14 protein-coding genes and 2 tRNA genes are annotated in these 15195 nt (G+C 61.8%); all 16 read right to left on the bottom strand.

Features of this window, described 5'->3' with window-relative positions:
* Positions 1-23: 23 nt before the first annotated feature.
* The 16 genes from nuoL to lon all read right to left on the bottom strand — a co-directional run bounded on the left by nuoL (position 24) and on the right by lon (position 15115).
* A complete protein-coding gene (gene nuoL / locus DY926_RS05005; protein ID WP_116702359.1) occupies positions 24-1964 on the bottom strand; it encodes an NADH-quinone oxidoreductase subunit L in 1941 nt (646 codons plus the stop codon).
* A gap of 6 nt (positions 1965-1970) precedes the next feature.
* A complete protein-coding gene (gene nuoK, locus DY926_RS05010; RefSeq protein ID WP_116702360.1) occupies positions 1971-2294 on the bottom strand; it encodes an NADH-quinone oxidoreductase subunit NuoK in 324 nt (107 codons plus the stop codon).
* A complete protein-coding gene (locus tag DY926_RS05015; protein ID WP_116702361.1) occupies positions 2287-3060 on the bottom strand; it encodes an NADH-quinone oxidoreductase subunit J in 774 nt (257 codons plus the stop codon). Before DY926_RS05015 ends, nuoK begins: the two co-directional genes overlap by 8 nt.
* A gap of 78 nt (positions 3061-3138) precedes the next feature.
* Positions 3139-3627, bottom strand: coding sequence for an NADH-quinone oxidoreductase subunit NuoI (nuoI, locus tag DY926_RS05020; RefSeq protein ID WP_116702362.1), 489 nt, complete (start codon positions 3625-3627; stop codon positions 3139-3141).
* A complete protein-coding gene (nuoH, locus tag DY926_RS05025; protein ID WP_116702363.1) occupies positions 3627-4649 on the bottom strand; it encodes an NADH-quinone oxidoreductase subunit NuoH in 1023 nt (340 codons plus the stop codon). The genes nuoI and nuoH overlap by 1 nt, the downstream gene beginning before the upstream one ends.
* A 4-nt stretch (positions 4650-4653) precedes the next feature.
* Positions 4654-6720: an NADH-quinone oxidoreductase subunit NuoG gene (gene nuoG, locus DY926_RS05030; RefSeq protein WP_116702364.1), complete on the bottom strand. Its 2067-nt coding sequence runs from the start codon at positions 6718-6720 to the stop codon at positions 4654-4656.
* Positions 6721-6725: 5 nt separating this feature from the next.
* Positions 6726-8051 (bottom strand): NADH-quinone oxidoreductase subunit NuoF, encoded by a 1326-nt coding sequence (nuoF, locus tag DY926_RS05035; RefSeq protein ID WP_116702365.1) that lies wholly within the window; start codon positions 8049-8051, stop codon positions 6726-6728.
* A gap of 4 nt (positions 8052-8055) precedes the next feature.
* On the bottom strand, positions 8056-8706 hold the full coding sequence (locus DY926_RS05040) for a complex I 24 kDa subunit family protein (RefSeq protein ID WP_116702366.1): 651 nt from the start codon (positions 8704-8706) through the stop codon (positions 8056-8058).
* 5 nt (positions 8707-8711) lie between these two features.
* On the bottom strand, positions 8712-9974 hold the full coding sequence (locus DY926_RS05045; RefSeq protein ID WP_116702367.1) for an NADH-quinone oxidoreductase subunit D: 1263 nt from the start codon (positions 9972-9974) through the stop codon (positions 8712-8714).
* Positions 9975-9981: 7 nt separating this feature from the next.
* On the bottom strand, positions 9982-10656 hold the full coding sequence (locus DY926_RS05050) for an NADH-quinone oxidoreductase subunit C (RefSeq protein ID WP_116702368.1): 675 nt from the start codon (positions 10654-10656) through the stop codon (positions 9982-9984).
* Positions 10649-11227, bottom strand: coding sequence for a NuoB/complex I 20 kDa subunit family protein (locus DY926_RS05055; protein WP_116702369.1), 579 nt, complete (start codon positions 11225-11227; stop codon positions 10649-10651). The genes DY926_RS05050 and DY926_RS05055 overlap by 8 nt, the downstream gene beginning before the upstream one ends.
* A gap of 23 nt (positions 11228-11250) precedes the next feature.
* A complete protein-coding gene (locus tag DY926_RS05060) occupies positions 11251-11616 on the bottom strand; it encodes an NADH-quinone oxidoreductase subunit A (RefSeq protein ID WP_116702370.1) in 366 nt (121 codons plus the stop codon).
* Positions 11617-11892: 276 nt separating this feature from the next.
* Positions 11893-11969 (bottom strand) — tRNA-Asp (locus DY926_RS05065).
* 36 nt (positions 11970-12005) lie between these two features.
* Positions 12006-12080: transfer RNA gene (locus tag DY926_RS05070), tRNA-Val, on the bottom strand.
* A gap of 80 nt (positions 12081-12160) precedes the next feature.
* Positions 12161-12448, bottom strand: a complete 288-nt coding sequence (locus DY926_RS05075; protein ID WP_025812342.1) for an HU family DNA-binding protein — start codon at positions 12446-12448, stop codon at positions 12161-12163.
* Between the two features lie 180 nt (positions 12449-12628).
* Positions 12629-15115, bottom strand: coding sequence for an endopeptidase La (lon, locus tag DY926_RS05080; protein WP_116702371.1), 2487 nt, complete (start codon positions 15113-15115; stop codon positions 12629-12631).
* Positions 15116-15195: the final 80 nt, after the last annotated feature.

Genomic DNA, 15195 nt, shown 5'->3' on the forward strand with positions numbered 1-15195 from the left:
TAGTGGCCCTGACATCCTTGGGGTTAGCGGGAAAACAGCATGGTGGAGAGAAGAACCACCAGGCCGATCAACATGGAAAAGGCATAAACCGCGATGGAGCCGGTCTGGACACGCACGGCCTGCCCGGCCGTGCCCGCGGTCAGGCGGGCCAGCCCTTCGGGTATGCCCTCGACCACGCCTTCATCCGCGCCTTTCCACAGCACGCGCGCCAGCGCACGGTAGGGACGGATGATGATGGCGTCATACAGCTCATCAAAATACCATTTGTTCAGCAGGAACAGGTAAAGCGGGCGCAGGCTGCGGGCCATCGCCGCCGGAATGCCGGGGCTGGCGATGTAGCATACATAGGCCACGGCAATGCCCAGCACGGCGGCGAAGGTGGGCACCAGTGCAATGAACCCCGGTGTCTGCTCAAGCCGGGCAATCACATCGTGGCCGGGAACACTGGCAATCGCCCCGTTCCAGAACACGGCCTGGCGCGCGCCCACATATAGCGGCTCGAGTACCAGCCCCGCCACGACCGCGCCAAAGGCCAGCAGGATGACCGGCAGCAGCATGGAGGGCGGGCTTTCATGCGCGCCCTCATACAGGTGCGCGTCCCGGGGTTTGCCATGGAAGACCAGGAAGATCAGCCGCCAGCTATACAGCGCGGTCAGGAACGCGGTGACGCAGCCCATGACCCAGCCATAATGGCCCATGGCGCTATCGGACATCCACGCGGCCTCAAGGATCGCGTCCTTCGACCAGTAACCCGCGAACGGGAAGATACCGGCCAGGGCAAGGCTGCCGATCCACATGGCGGCATAGGTCAGCGGGATCTTGCGCCACAGCCCGCCCATGCGGAACATGTCCTGTTCATCATGCACGGCGTGGATCACGCAGCCCGCGCCCAGAAACAGCAGCGCCTTGAAGAACGCATGCGTGGTCAGGTGGAACATGGAGGCCTGATAGGCCCCGACCCCGACCGCCACGAACATGTAGCCAAGCTGCGAACAGGTGGAATAGGCGATGGTGCGCTTGATGTCCGGCTGCACCAGCCCGACCGTGGCGGCAAAGAAGCTGGTCGTGCCGCCAACCAGCACGATCAGGTCACGCGTAACGGGCGCAAGCCCCAGCAGCGGCGACATGCGCACCATCAGGAAGACACCGGCCGTGACCATCGTGGCCGCATGGATCAGGGCGGAAACCGGGGTCGGTCCCTCCATCGCGTCGGGCAGCCATGTATGCAGCAGCAACTGGGCCGACTTGCCCATCGCGCCGATAAACAGCAGCGTCGCAATCACTTCCAGCAGCGGATGCGTGCCGAAAAGCTGGAACGTATCATTCACATGGGCGGGAATGGCCGCGAAAATATCATCATACGACACGCTGCCCAGCCGGATGAAGATGAGCGAGATGCCGACCAGGAAGAACAGGTCCGCCACGCGGTTGACGACAAACGCCTTGATCGCGGCCCGGGCGGCGGCAGGACGGTCATACCAGTACCCGATAAGCAGGTAACTGGCGAGGCCGACCCCTTCCCACCCGAAAAATAGCTGGAGCAGGTTGTCGGACGTCACGAGCATGAGCATCGCGAAGGTAAACAGCGACAGGTAGGAGAAGAAACGGTACACTGGCGCGCTTTCATGCGCCATGTAGCCCACGCTGTACACATGCACCAGCAGCGAGACCACGGTCACCATGGCCACCACGCTGACCGACAGCGCATCCATGCGCAGTTGCCAGTCCGCGGTGAAATCCGCCGCGTGAATCCACTGGGCCACGGGAACGATGACCGTGTTCATGCCGCTGCCCATCTCGAAGCCCAGCACGCCGATCGCCGCCAGCGCCGCGCAGGCCATGAGCGCGATGGTGGTCAGCCGCGCCGCCGCGTCGCCCATCAGGTGGCCAAAGCCACCGGCGACAAGGAACCCGATAAGGGGCGCGAAGACTGCCACCTCAAAAAGGAGGGATGCCATCTGCATTTTCCCTTACCCCTTCATCATCGTAACATCGTCGACTTCGATCGAGCCGCGATTACGGAAATAGACCGTGACAATGGCCAGCCCGATGGCGGATTCCGCCGCCGCGATGGTCAGCACGAACAGGGTCATCACCTGCCCCGACAGATCGCCGGTAGCGGCTGAGAACGCCACGAAATTGATGTTGGCCGAAAGCAGGATCAGCTCGATCGACATCAGGATGATGATGACGTTCTTGCGGTTCAGGAAAATGCCGAACACCCCCAGAACCAGCAGGATCGCGCCAACACTCAGGTATGGCGTAAGGCCGATCCCCTCAATCGCGTTATCCATTGTCCTGTCCTTTCGCGCCATCCGCCGGGGCCACAACCACCAGGGCGGTCTGTATTTCTTCCTCCGCCTCGCTCTGGCGCCATGCCTCGGTCCCGTAGGTTCCGGGCACGGCCGCCACGTCGTAGGAGTCACGGGGGCGCAGGAACCCGCCCTGCGCCGCGACACCGGCGCCCAGCGGAACCTGCAGCATTTCAAGGGAATCCTGCGGCACACGGTCGTGCTGGCGGTCGATGTTCTGCCTGCGTCCCGTGGGCCGGTCACGCAGGGTCAGCACGATCGCGCCGATCATGGCCACCAGCAGCACCAGCGCGCATGTCTGGAACAGGAAGATGTAGTGGGTATAGATCACGTCACCCAGCGCGGCGGTATTGGTCCGCGCGGGCGATGAGGGCACGAGATGCCTGATCTGCCCGATATTGCCGGCAACCCGCCAGTGCATGAACGCCATGAGCAGTTCCACCAGCAGGACGCCGCCCACCGCCGCCCCGATCGGGGCGTAACGCTGCACGCCTTCGCGCATCTGCGCAAAGCGGATATCGAGCATCATGACCACGAACAGGAAAAGCACCGCGACCGCGCCGACATAGACAATGACGAGCGTCATGGCCAGGAATTCGGCCCCCGCGATCAGGAACAGCCCCGCCGCATTGAAAAACGCCAGTATGAGGAACAGTACCGAATGCACCGGGTTACGGGCACACACCACCATGGTGGCGGACAGAACCAGAACCGCCGCGAAAACGTAAAAGACGATTTGGGTCATCATGGGTGAGCTTCCTGCCGCATGGATGTTTCCTCCTGCTGGCATGGCGGCCACGGCCTGCGCCGGGGCGGCCGTGCGGTGTCAACGGTACGGGGCATCAAGCTCGAGCCTGCGGGCGAGAACACTTTCCCACCGGTCGCCATTGGCCAGGAGCTTGTCCTTGTTGTACATAAGTTCTTCGCGGGTTTCGGTCGCGAATTCATAATTCGGCCCTTCGACAATCGCATCGACCGGGCAGGCTTCCTCGCACAGGCCGCAATAGATGCACTTGGTCATATCAATGTCGTAGCGCGTGGTGCGGCGTGAGCCGTCATCGCGCGGTTCGGCCTCGATGGTGATGGCTTCCGCCGGGCATGTCGCCTCGCACAGCTTGCATGCGATGCACCGCTCCTCCCCGTTCGGGTAGCGGCGCAATGCATGCTCGCCACGGAAACGGTGCGAAAGTACCCCCTTTTCATAGGGGTAGTTGATCGTGGCCTTCGGCTTGAACATCGCCCTGAATGTCACGCTCATGCCCGCCACCAGTTCGGACAGCAGCATGGCGTGGGCGGTTTTGCCTAACTTTCCCATTAGCCTGCTCCTCCGGGCAGAAGGCCCGTAACCATCAGGAATCCCGCGCTCAGCACCATCCACGCCAGTGAGAAGGGCAGGAACACCTTCCAGCCCAGCCGCATGAGCTGGTCGTAGCGGAAGCGGGGGAATGTGGCGCGCACCCAGATAAACACGAACAGGCAGAACAGGATCTTGGCGATCAGCCACAGCGGCCCGGGTATCCATGTCAGCGGCGCGATCCCCAGCGGCGGCAGCCAGCCACCAAGGAACAGGATGCTGACCATGCCGGACATGAGGAACATGTTCGCGTATTCACCCAGAAAGAACAGGCCGAAGGCGAGCGCCGAATATTCGACAAAGAAGCCTGCGACGAGTTCACTCTCGCCTTCGGGCAGGTCAAACGGGGCGCGGTTCGTCTCGGCCAGGGCCGAGATGAAAAACACGATGAACATGGGGAACATGGGCAGGCAGAACCAGACATGGCGCTGCGCCAGTACGATGTCGTTCAGGTTGAGGCTGCCCACGGCCAGCAGGACCGATACGATCACCAGCCCGATCGAGACCTCGTAGGACACCATCTGCGCGGCCGAGCGCAGGCCACCCAGAAAGGCGTATTTGGAATTGGACGCCCAACCCGCGATCAGCATGCCATAGACACCCAGCGACGAGATCGCCAGCAGGTACAGCACCCCCACGTTGATGTTGGCGATCGCCAGCCCGTTGCCCGTCGGTATGACCGCCCAGGCCACCATGGCCAGTGAAAAAGTCAGGAACGGTGCGAACAGGAACAGCATCCGGTTCGCGCCTGACGGGATGACCGTCTCCTTCGTCAGCATCTTGATGGCGTCGGCAAAAGCCTGCAGCACGCCGAACGGACCGTTCACATTCGGCCCCTTGCGCAACTGCATGGCGGCCATCACCTTGCGTTCCGCCAGTGTCAGGTACGCCACACCCAGCAGCAGGGGGGCGAGCACGGCCAGGGATTCAAGCGCGATCAGCAGGATCTGGCCGATAATGGTATGAAAGAAGAAATAAGCCATCTACCTACTCCGCAGCCTCAATGGCGGGGTGCACGTAAACCCCTGAACAGGTTTCCATGGTCGGGCTGGCGCGGCACACGGCATGGGTCAGGTAATAATTCGTAATGACCGGCCTGAACGGCGCATTCGATACGGCAACCTTGCCCGCCTGCGGGGCCGTGGTGTCCGACGTGCCATGGCGGCTCCACTCCACCTGCCCGAACACGGGGCTGGCCTGTGCCATGCGTGCGCGCAGGGCCTCGAGCGTGTCATAGGGCAGCTTGTGGCCCACGACCTCGGAAAACGCACGCAGGATGCGCCAGTCTTCGCGTGCATCGCCCGGCGGCATGACGGCCCGGAAAGCCTCCTGCACCCGCCCTTCGGTATTGGTGTAGGTGCCCGGCTTTTCGGCATAGAGCGTGCCGGGCAGGATCACATCCGCCCGCGCGGCACCCGCATCGCCATGATGGCCCTGATAGACCACAAAGGTTTCCGGCGCGATCTGGTCGGTCGGGAACTCATCCGCCCCCAGCAGCCACAGCACATCCACCCCGCCCCGCAGCATGCCCGCAACGTCGCGCCCCTTCGGGCCGGGCACGAGACCAAGGTCCAGCCCCGCCACGCGGCTGGCCGCCGTGTGCAGGACATTGAAGCCGTGCCATTCAGGAGTGATGGCGCCAACCTGTGCCGCCAGATCCCAGCAGGCCCGTGCTATGGCCTGCCCGTCCGGGCGGGTCAGCGCGCCATGGCCCACGATGATCATCGGCTTTTTCGCCTTGGCCAGCACATCGGCAAATGGCAGCTTGCCCGCGGCAAGCGCCGCCAGCGTGTCCGGTCCCTCCCCCAGCACCTCGGCGGCGTAGGTCGGGTCGGCATTGGGTGCGCCGATCATGGCGATGGGGAACCCGCCACGCCCCGCCGCCAGGTAGCGCTTGCGGATGCGGGCATTGAGTACGGGCGCTTCCTGCCGGGGGACCGAACCCACGATCAGCAGGGCATCCGCTTCCTCGATCCCGGTGATGCCGGTATTGAAGGTGTAGAAATCCCGGCGGGAAGTATCGTATTTCGCCCCGTCCTGCCGGCAGTCGATATTGGCTGAACCCAGTGCTTCCATCAGGTCCTTGAGCGCCAGCATGCTCTCGGCGTCGCACATGTCACCCGCAATCGCGCCAATGCGCTCACCGGGCACACCCTTCAGCCGGGTCGCGATGGTGGCGAAAGCATCCTGCCAGCTTGCGGGCTGGAGCCTGCCATCCACCCTGATCCACGGGCGGTCAAGGCGGCGGCGGCGGAAACCGTCAACAACAAAGCGCCCCTTGTCAGACAGCCATTCCTCGTTCACCTCGTCATTGATGCGCGGCACGATACGCAGCACGCTCGCGCCACGGGCATGCATGACGATGTTGGTGCCAACCGCGTCGCACACATCAATGGAATCCGTGCGTTTCAGCTCCCATGACCGCGCCGTGAAGGCATAGGGCTGCGATGTCAGCGCACCCACCGGGCAGATATCAATCAGGTTGCCCGACAGTTCGGATGTCAGGGCCTTTTCGACGTAGTTGGTGATTTCAAGATTTTCACCACGCGAAATCCCGCCCAGTTCCGGCACGCCCGCAATCTCGGTGGAAAAGCGGATGCAGCGCGTGCACTGGATGCAGCGCGTCATGACGGTCTTGACCAGCGGGCCAAGATATTTGTCGGTTACCGCACGCTTGTTTTCACGGTAGCGGGAATGGTCGGCGCCATAGCCAAAGGCCTGGTCCTGCAGGTCACATTCACCACCCTGATCGCAGATCGGGCAGTCAAGCGGATGGTTGATGAGCAGGAACTCCATCACCGCGCGGCGGGCGCGGCGCACCACCTCGGTATCGGTGAAAATCTGCATGCCATCATTTACCGGGAAGCCACACGACGCCACCGGCTTGCGGCCGCCGGAAACCTCCACCAGGCACATCCGGCAGTTCCCCGCCACCGACAGGCGCTCATGGTAACAGAAACGCGGGATTTCCTTGCCCGCCGCCTCACAGGCCTGCAGGGCGCTGGAACCTGGGGCGACCTCTACCGAGATACCGTCAACGGTTACTTTCACCACTGTTCCTACTCCGCAGCTTCAACCATGCCAGCCGGAACCTGCACGCTCCGGTTGGTGCCATGCGCCACCTTGTAGGCGCGGATGCGTTCCTCCATCACCGGGCGGAAACGGCGGATCAGCCCCTGAATCGGCCATGCGGCCGCATCGCCCAGCGCGCAGATGGTGTGCCCCTCCACCTGACGGGTCACCTGCTCAAGCATGTCGATTTCCTCGATTTCGGCGCGGCCTTCGACCATGCGCTCCATGATGCGCATCATCCAGCCGGTGCCCTCGCGGCACGGCGTGCACTGACCGCAGCTTTCATGCTTGAAGAATTTGGAGAAGCGCGCGATGGCCGCGATGATGTCGGTGGATTTGTCCATCACGATCATGCAGCCGGTGCCAAGGCCCGAGCCTTCGGCGCGCAGGCTGTCATAATCCATCAGCACCGTATCGCACACCGAACGCGGCAGCATGGGCACCGAGCAGCCACCGGGAATGACCGCCAGCAGGTTGTCCCACCCGCCACGTACGCCACCGCCATGTTTTTCGATGATTTCCTTCATCGGCACGCCGAGTTCTTCCTCGAACACGCACGGCGTGTTCACATGGCCCGATATGGCCATGAGCTTGCTGCCCGCATTGTTGGGGCGGCCCAGCCCGGCGAACCACGCGGCCCCACGGCGCAGGATGGTGGCGGCAACCGCGATGCTTTCCACATTATTGACCGTGGTGGGGCAGCCATACAGGCCCATCGCCGCCGGGAAAGGCGGCTTCATGCGCGGCTGGCCCTTCTTGCCCTCAAGGCTTTCCAGCAGGGCCGTTTCCTCGCCGCAGATATAGGCGCCAGCGCCGCGATGGATGTAGAAATCGAAATCCCAGCCGGAACCACAGGCATTCTTGCCGATCAGGCCCGCGGCATAGGCCTCGTCAATCGCGATCTGGAGATGCCGGGCCTCGTTATAGAACTCACCACGGATATAGATGTAGGCCGTATGCGCACCCATGGCGAAGGAGGCGATCAGCGCGCTTTCCACCAGCTTGTGCGGGTCATGGCGCAGGATCTCGCGGTCCTTGCAGGTGCCCGGCTCCGATTCATCGCCGTTGATGACCAGATAATGGGGCCTGCCATCGTTCTTTTTGGGCATGAACGACCATTTTACGCCGGTGGGAAAGCCTGCCCCCCCACGCCCACGCAACCCGGAGGCCTTCATCTCGTTAATGATGGCGTCAGGCCCGCGGGCGAGGATGGCGGCGGTGTTGTCCCAGTCGCCCCGTGCCCGTGCGCCCGCCAGTTTCCAGTCATTCTGGCCATACAGGTTGGTAAAGATGCGGTCCTTGTCCTGAAGCATGATCCTACCCCTGCCCCTGCGGCTTTGGCGCCGCGTCATCGACCAGCACCTTGCGCCCGCCCGCCGGGGCGGAATCCATGCGCCCGGTGGTGGAACCCGCCGGTGGCCGTTCGCCACGACGCAGCGCCTCGATCAGTTCGTGGGTGCGCGGACCGTCAAGGTCTTCGTAATAATCATTGTCCACCTGCAGGACCGGTGCGTTGGCGCAGGCGCCAAGGCATTCGACCTCGGTCAGGGTGAACAGGCCATCCTTGCTGGTTTCACCAAAATTGCTGATGCCCGTGGCCGCCTTGCACGCGGCCGTGACATCATCGGAGCCACGCAGCCAGCATGATGTGGTCGTGCAGACCTGCAGGTGGTACCGGCCAATCGGCTTGGTATTGAACATGAAATAGAAGGTCGCGACCTCATACACACGGATCGGTGCGACCTCCAGCCGTGCGGCCACGACATCCATGGCCACGCGGGGCACCCACGCACTGCCCGTGGTACGGCCCATCTGGTCCTGCACCACATAAAGCAGCGGCAACGTACCGCTCGCCTTGCGCTCGGGCGGATATTTGGCAAGGATCGCGGCGATCTGGCGCTCGCTTTCCTCATCAAATGCGAAGTGGGTCGGTTCCACGCCCTGGGGCGCGTCAGACTGGACGGACATTTTGGTCACCTGTCAATCTCGCCAAACACCAGATCAAGCGATCCGATAATGGCCACGGCATCCGCCAGCATGTGCCGACGCGACATTTCGTCGATGGCCTGGAGATGGGCAAAACCCGTGGGCCGGATCTTGCAGCGATAGGGCCGGTTACTGCCATCGGCCACCAGATACACGCCGAACTCCCCTTTCGGGGTTTCTACGGTCGTGTACGTAGCGCCCGGCGGCACGTGATAGCCTTCGGTAAACAGCTTGAAGTGATGGATCAGCGCTTCCATCGAGCGTTTCATCTCTCGGCGCGGGGGGGGCGAAATCTTGTGGTCCAGCACCTTCACCGGGCCGGGGCGGATATGCTCCAGGCACTGGTTGATGATACGCACGCTTTCACGCAGTTCCGCCACGCGGATAAGGTAGCGGTCATAGCAGTCGCCCTGCCTGCCCACCGGCACGTTGAATTCCACCTTGTCGTAATTGTCATAGGGCTGGCTGCGTCGCAGGTCCCATGGCACCCCCGATGCCCGCAGACAGGGACCGCTGAACCCCCAGGCCAGCGCCTGTTCGGTGGTGAACACGCCAATACCAACCGTTCGCTGCTTCCAGATACGGTTGCCGGTCAGCAGCGATTCCAGGTCATCGATCCACTGCGGGAAGGTACGCGCCCAGTCGGCAATGCGATCTTCCAGCCCAGCGGGCAGGTCACGCGCGACACCACCGGGGCGGAAGTAGTTGGCATGGAAGCGCGCGCCGGATGCAGCCTCGTAGAACTCCATCAGTTTTTCGCGCTCTTCATACCCCCACAGCGCCGGTGTCAGGGCGCCGCAGTCCAGCCCCAGCGCGGTTACGTTGAGGATATGGTTCAGGATGCGCGTGATCTCGGCAAACATGACCCGTATCCACCGCGCGCGGTCCGGGGCCTCGATCCCGAGCAGCTTTTCAACCGCCAGCGCGAAAGCGTGCTCCTCACACATGGGGGAGACGTAATCCAGCCGGTCGAAATACGGCAGGGCCTTGGGGTACGTCTTGTATTCGATCAGCTTTTCCGTGCCGCGATGCAGCAGCCCGACATGCGGAATGGCGCGGGCAACGACCTCGCCCTCCATTTCCAGCACCAGACGGAGCACACCGTGGGCGGATGGATGCTGCGGGCCGAAATTGACCGCGTGGGAGTCAATCTCGACCACATGGCGCTTCACTTCGCCCTTGCTGTCTTCAGGCAGGAGTGAATCCGGAACAGCCGCATCGCTGCGAAGGGTTACGTCGCTCTCGCTCATCTGTCGCCTATCCCTGCCGTTTCAAGTTCTGGCGGTCCGCATGCGCCTTTTCATCGCCAGGCAGGGTCAGGATGCCCTCCCATGGCGATTCAAAATCGAAATTGCGGAAATCCTGCACCAGATCGACCGGCTCATAGACAACCTGCCGCCGTTCCTCGTCGTACCGCATCTCGACATAGCCCGTGAGGGGGAAGTCCTTGCGCAGCGGATACCCTTCGAACCCGTAATCCGTCAGGATGCGCCGCAGGTCCGGCTGGTCGGTAAACAGGATGCCGAACATGTCGTAACATTCACGCTCCCACCATGTGGCGGCGGGCCAGATCCGGTGCACGGACGGCACGGGGCTGGTCTCATCCGTGGTGATGATCACGCGGATGCGGTGGTTATGGGTGACGGACAGCAGGTTGTAGACCACATCGAACCGTTCGGCACGGTCGGGAAAGTCAACGCCACATATGTCCATCGCCTGTTCACAGGCATAACGCGGGTCATCACGCAGCATGAGCATGAGCGCAAGAAGCCGGTCGCGTGTGGTGCGCACCACCAGTTCGCCCTTTTCGATACCGGCGGAAATGATGCCCGGAATCGTGGTGGACAGGCGGAAGGCGATAACCCCCAGCCCGCCGGACACCACGCGCGGCACATCCGCCGCCGGCACGGGATGGTTTTGAGGATCAGCCACGGCGAATTGTCCCTGTCCTGCGAATTTTCTTCTGCAACTGCAGAATTCCGTAGATCAGCGCCTCCGCCGTCGGCGGGCAGCCGGGCACGTACACATCAACCGGCACGATCCGGTCGCAGCCGCGCACCACGGAATAGGAATAGTGGTAATACCCGCCGCCATTGGCGCAGGAGCCCATGGAAATGACCCAGCGCGGTTCGGCCATCTGGTCGTAAACCCGGCGCAGGGCGGGCGCCATCTTGTTGGTCAGCGTGCCCGCCACGATCATCACGTCCGACTGGCGCGGCGATCCGCGCGGGATGATGCCCATGCGGTCAAGGTCATAGCGCGGCATGTAGGCATGGATCATTTCCACCGCACAGCATGCCAGCCCGAAGGACATGGGCCACAGGCTGCCTGTCCGCCCCCAGTTCACCAGCTTGTCCAGGTTGGCGACGACGAAGCCCTTTTCGGTAATTTCGCCGGTAATGCCCTTGATGACCGCATCCTGCTCCGCCCCCGGGGGCAGCATTTCACGATTCCAGGCGATGCTGTCCGCCGGCCGACCCGGCCCTGATGTATCTTGGCCCATTGGTGCGCCTCCCTTTGTCATGCTCAATCCCAGTCCAGCGCGCCCTTGCTCCATTCATAGATGAAGCCAACCACCAGAACGCCCAGAAAGCCCATCATGGACAGGAATCCGAACCACCCGATCCGTGACAGGCTGAGCGCCCACGGAAAGAGGAATGCGACCTCGAGATCGAAAATGATGAATAGGATCGCAACCAGATAGAACCGCACGTCAAACCGGTGGCGTGCATCATCAAATGCCTCGAAACCACATTCATATGCGGACGTTTTCTCGGCATAGGGCTTCTGGTGACCGAACAGCAGCGAACTGCCCAGCATCGCGCCTGCGATGACAACCGCGATGCACCCGAATATCAGCACGGGCAAATAATCAGCGATAACGGAATGCATGCTCCGTGGTCCCAACCTGTTAATGCGCCAGCTGGTGTCTTAATCGACTTATGTCTGGCACGGGAGATGCTAGACCCAACATCCCGCAGGGAACAGTTGGTTAAGTATGTTCTTTCAGGAACATTACTGTGAGGTTAGATACAGGACTAAAGCAGTCAATATTGTGTGAATAATACTTGGTCGTTATATCCTGTTTTCATTTTTCCGTGCACAGGCACAAAAAAACACCAGACCTGCATATCAGGAATGGTGTGGCAGGATATCCGATCCATGATGTGGCGCGAGTGACGGGGCTCGAACCCGCGACCTCCGGCGTGACAGGCCGGCGCTCTAACCAACTGAGCTACACCCGCATGGTGCTGCCCTGCCGTGTAACGAGGCAGGGAATATGGTGGGCGATGACGGGATCGAACCGCCGGCCATCTCGGTGTAAACGAGACGCTCTACCGCTGAGCTAATCGCCCGCGACCCTACTAGTCGATTGTAAAAAAAGGGGCAACCCATAAAAATGGATTGCCCCCTCTTTTTTTGAAAAAGAACAGTCTTACTTGCTGACTGCTTCTTTCAGGTTCTTGCCGGGCTTGAAGCGCACGGAGGTGGAAGCCGGAATGTCCAGCGGCTCGCCTGTACGGGGGTTACGCCCCTTGGCGGCCTTGCGGGTTGCCGTCACGAATGTGCCGAAACCGACCAGACGGACTTCCTGCTTGCTCGCCAGCGCCTTTTCAATCGCACCGAAAACCGCATCAACCACTTCGCTGGCCTTTGCCTTGGCCAGATCGGCTTCCTCGGCTACCGCAGCGACGAGTTCCTGCTTGTTAAGTGGCTTCTCCATTTTACGCCTTTCTTTATACTGTGCGCCCACGCAATCGTTCAAAAGTCGCGCCGCATTTCTGCACGCACTATGCCGCTGTTTTTTCTCACGTCAACCAACAGAATTCGAGGAATGACAGAGATATCTGTCATTCCTCGCCTTCATGTCGCATTTACGACGCTACCCCTGCCCCAATATCGCCTAATGCGTCAATGCGGGCGTTGCCGTGCTTTCCGTGGCCGGGGGGGTGACGGGTTCCGTCCATTCGATCGGCTCGGGCTTTTCAACCAGCGCCTGGCCGATCACCTCATCCACATGTGAAACCGGCAGGATGGTCAACGCCCCCTTCACCGCATCAGGAATGTCGATCAGGTCCTTCTCGTTATCCTTGGGGATGAAGATGGTCGTAAGCCCCGCGCGGTGGGCCGCCAGCAGCTTCTCCTTCAGCCCCCCGATCGGCAGGACACGGCCACGCAGCGTGATCTCGCCGGTCATGCCTACGTCCCTGCGCACCGGGATGCCCGTCATCACGCTGACCAGCGATGTCGCCATGGCGATACCGGCGGACGGCCCGTCCTTGGGCGTCGCACCTTCGGGCACATGCACATGCAGGTCACGCTTTTCAAACAGGTCGGGGCTGATGCCAAAGGTCACCGCACGGCTGCGCACGTAGGACAGTGCGGCCGCGACGCTCTCCTTCATCACATCCCCGAGCTTGCCGGTCAGCTTGATGTTGCCCTTGCCGGGCACCATCACACTTTCGATGGTCAGGATTTCTCCGCCCACCTCGGTCCATGCCAGCCCGGTCACGACTCCGACCATGTCTTCCGACTCGGTCTCACCATGGCGGAAGCGCTTCACCCCGGCATATTTCTCAAGGTTCTCGGCCGTGATCTCCACGGTCTTGGCCTTGCCGGTCACGATTTCGGTCACGGCCTTGCGCGCCAGCGTCGCGATCTCACGCTCAAGGTTACGCACGCCCGCTTCGCGCGTGTAGCTGCGGATCAGCTCACGCAGGGCATCGTCGGAGACAGACCATTCACCCGGCTTGAGGTTATTCGCCGCCGTCTGCTTGGACAGCAGGTGCCTCTTCGCGATCTCGACCTTTTCATCCTCGGTGTAGCCGGACAGGCGGATGATCTCCATGCGGTCCAGCAGCGGCTGGGGCATGTTCAGGCTGTTGGCCGTGGTGATGAACATCACGTCCGACAGGTCGTAATCCACCTCCAGGTAGTGGTCACCGAACGTGGCGTTCTGTTCGGGGTCCAGCACCTCCAGCAGGGCGGATGACGGATCGCCACGCCAGTCGGCGCCCAGCTTGTCGATCTCATCCAGCAGGAACAGCGGATTCGAGGTCTTGGCCTTCTTCATGCCCTGAATGATCTTGCCGGGCATGGAGCCGATATAGGTGCGGCGGTGCCCCCTGATCTCGGCCTCGTCACGCATGCCACCGAGCGACATACGCACGTACTGCCGCCCCGTCGCCTTGGCGATGGACCGCGCCAGCGAGGTCTTGCCGACACCCGGCGGCCCCACCAGGCACAGGATCGGCCCCTTGAGCTTCTGCGCGCGACTCTGCACGGCCAGATACTCGATAATACGTTCCTTGACCTTCTCCAGACCGTAATGGTCCTTGTCCAGCACCTCCTGTGCCTCGGACAGGTCATGACGTACCTTGGAGCGCTTCTTCCACGGAATGGCGAGAATCCAGTCGAGATAGTTGCGCACGACCGTCGACTCGGCCGACATCGGGCTCATGGCGCGCAGCTTCTTCAGCTCCGCCACCGCCTTTTCCCGCGCTTCCTTGCTCAGCTTGGTCTTGGCGATCTTTTCCTCAAGCTCGGCGGTCTCGTCCTTGCCTTCCTCGCCCTCGCCCAGTTCCTTCTGGATCGCCTTGAGCTGCTCGTTCAGGTAGTACTCGCGCTGGGTCTTCTCCATCTGCCGCTTGACGCGGTTGCGGATGCGCTTTTCGACCTGAAGCACGCCGATCTCGGCTTCCATATGCGCGAAAACGCGCTCCAGCCGGGCATTCACGTCCTGAATTTCAAGGATTTCCTGCTTTTCGGGAATCTTGAGGTTCAGATGGCTGGCAATGGTGTCAGCCAGTTTTGACAGGTCATCAATCTGGTTGAGCGAGACCAACACCTCCGGCGCGATCTTCTTGTTCAGCTTGATGTACTGCTCGAACTGCCCGATCAGCGTGCGGCCGATCGCCTCGGCTTCCTTGCCGTCGGTTTCCTGCTCGGGCACGTCCTCGATCTCGGCCTCGAAGTGACCGTCAATCTCGTGCAGCGCCGTGATATGGGCGCGACGGCCGCCTTCGACCAGAACCTTGACCGTGCCATCAGGCAGCTTGAGAAGCTGGAGAATGGTGGAAACCGTGCCGTAGCGATAGATATCCTCCGGCGAGGGGTCGTCCTGGGCGGCGTTCTTCTGGGCAACCAGCAGGATCTGCTTGTCACTGCGGGTGACCGCTTCCAGCGCGCGGACCGATTTTTCCCGGCCGACGAACAGCGGCACGATCATGTGCGGGAATACGACGATATCACGCAGCGGCAGCACGGCGATCGTGTCATGCCCACCGGAGACCTCTTCGGGTTCACGCGTTGCGGGAACCGGGGTCCCCGCCGTATTTTCAATGGATTCCGTCCCCTCGGGGACGGGTGTCAGTCTGTCAGTTTCAGACATGTTTTTTGACCTCCTGATGGACGATCCCGGAGGGACACCCGCTCTGGCGGCCTGTCCCGTCCGTTGCGCCGCATATGCGA

Source organism: Komagataeibacter melaceti (genome assembly GCF_003403295.1).
Classification (GTDB): domain Bacteria; phylum Pseudomonadota; class Alphaproteobacteria; order Acetobacterales; family Acetobacteraceae; genus Komagataeibacter; species Komagataeibacter melaceti.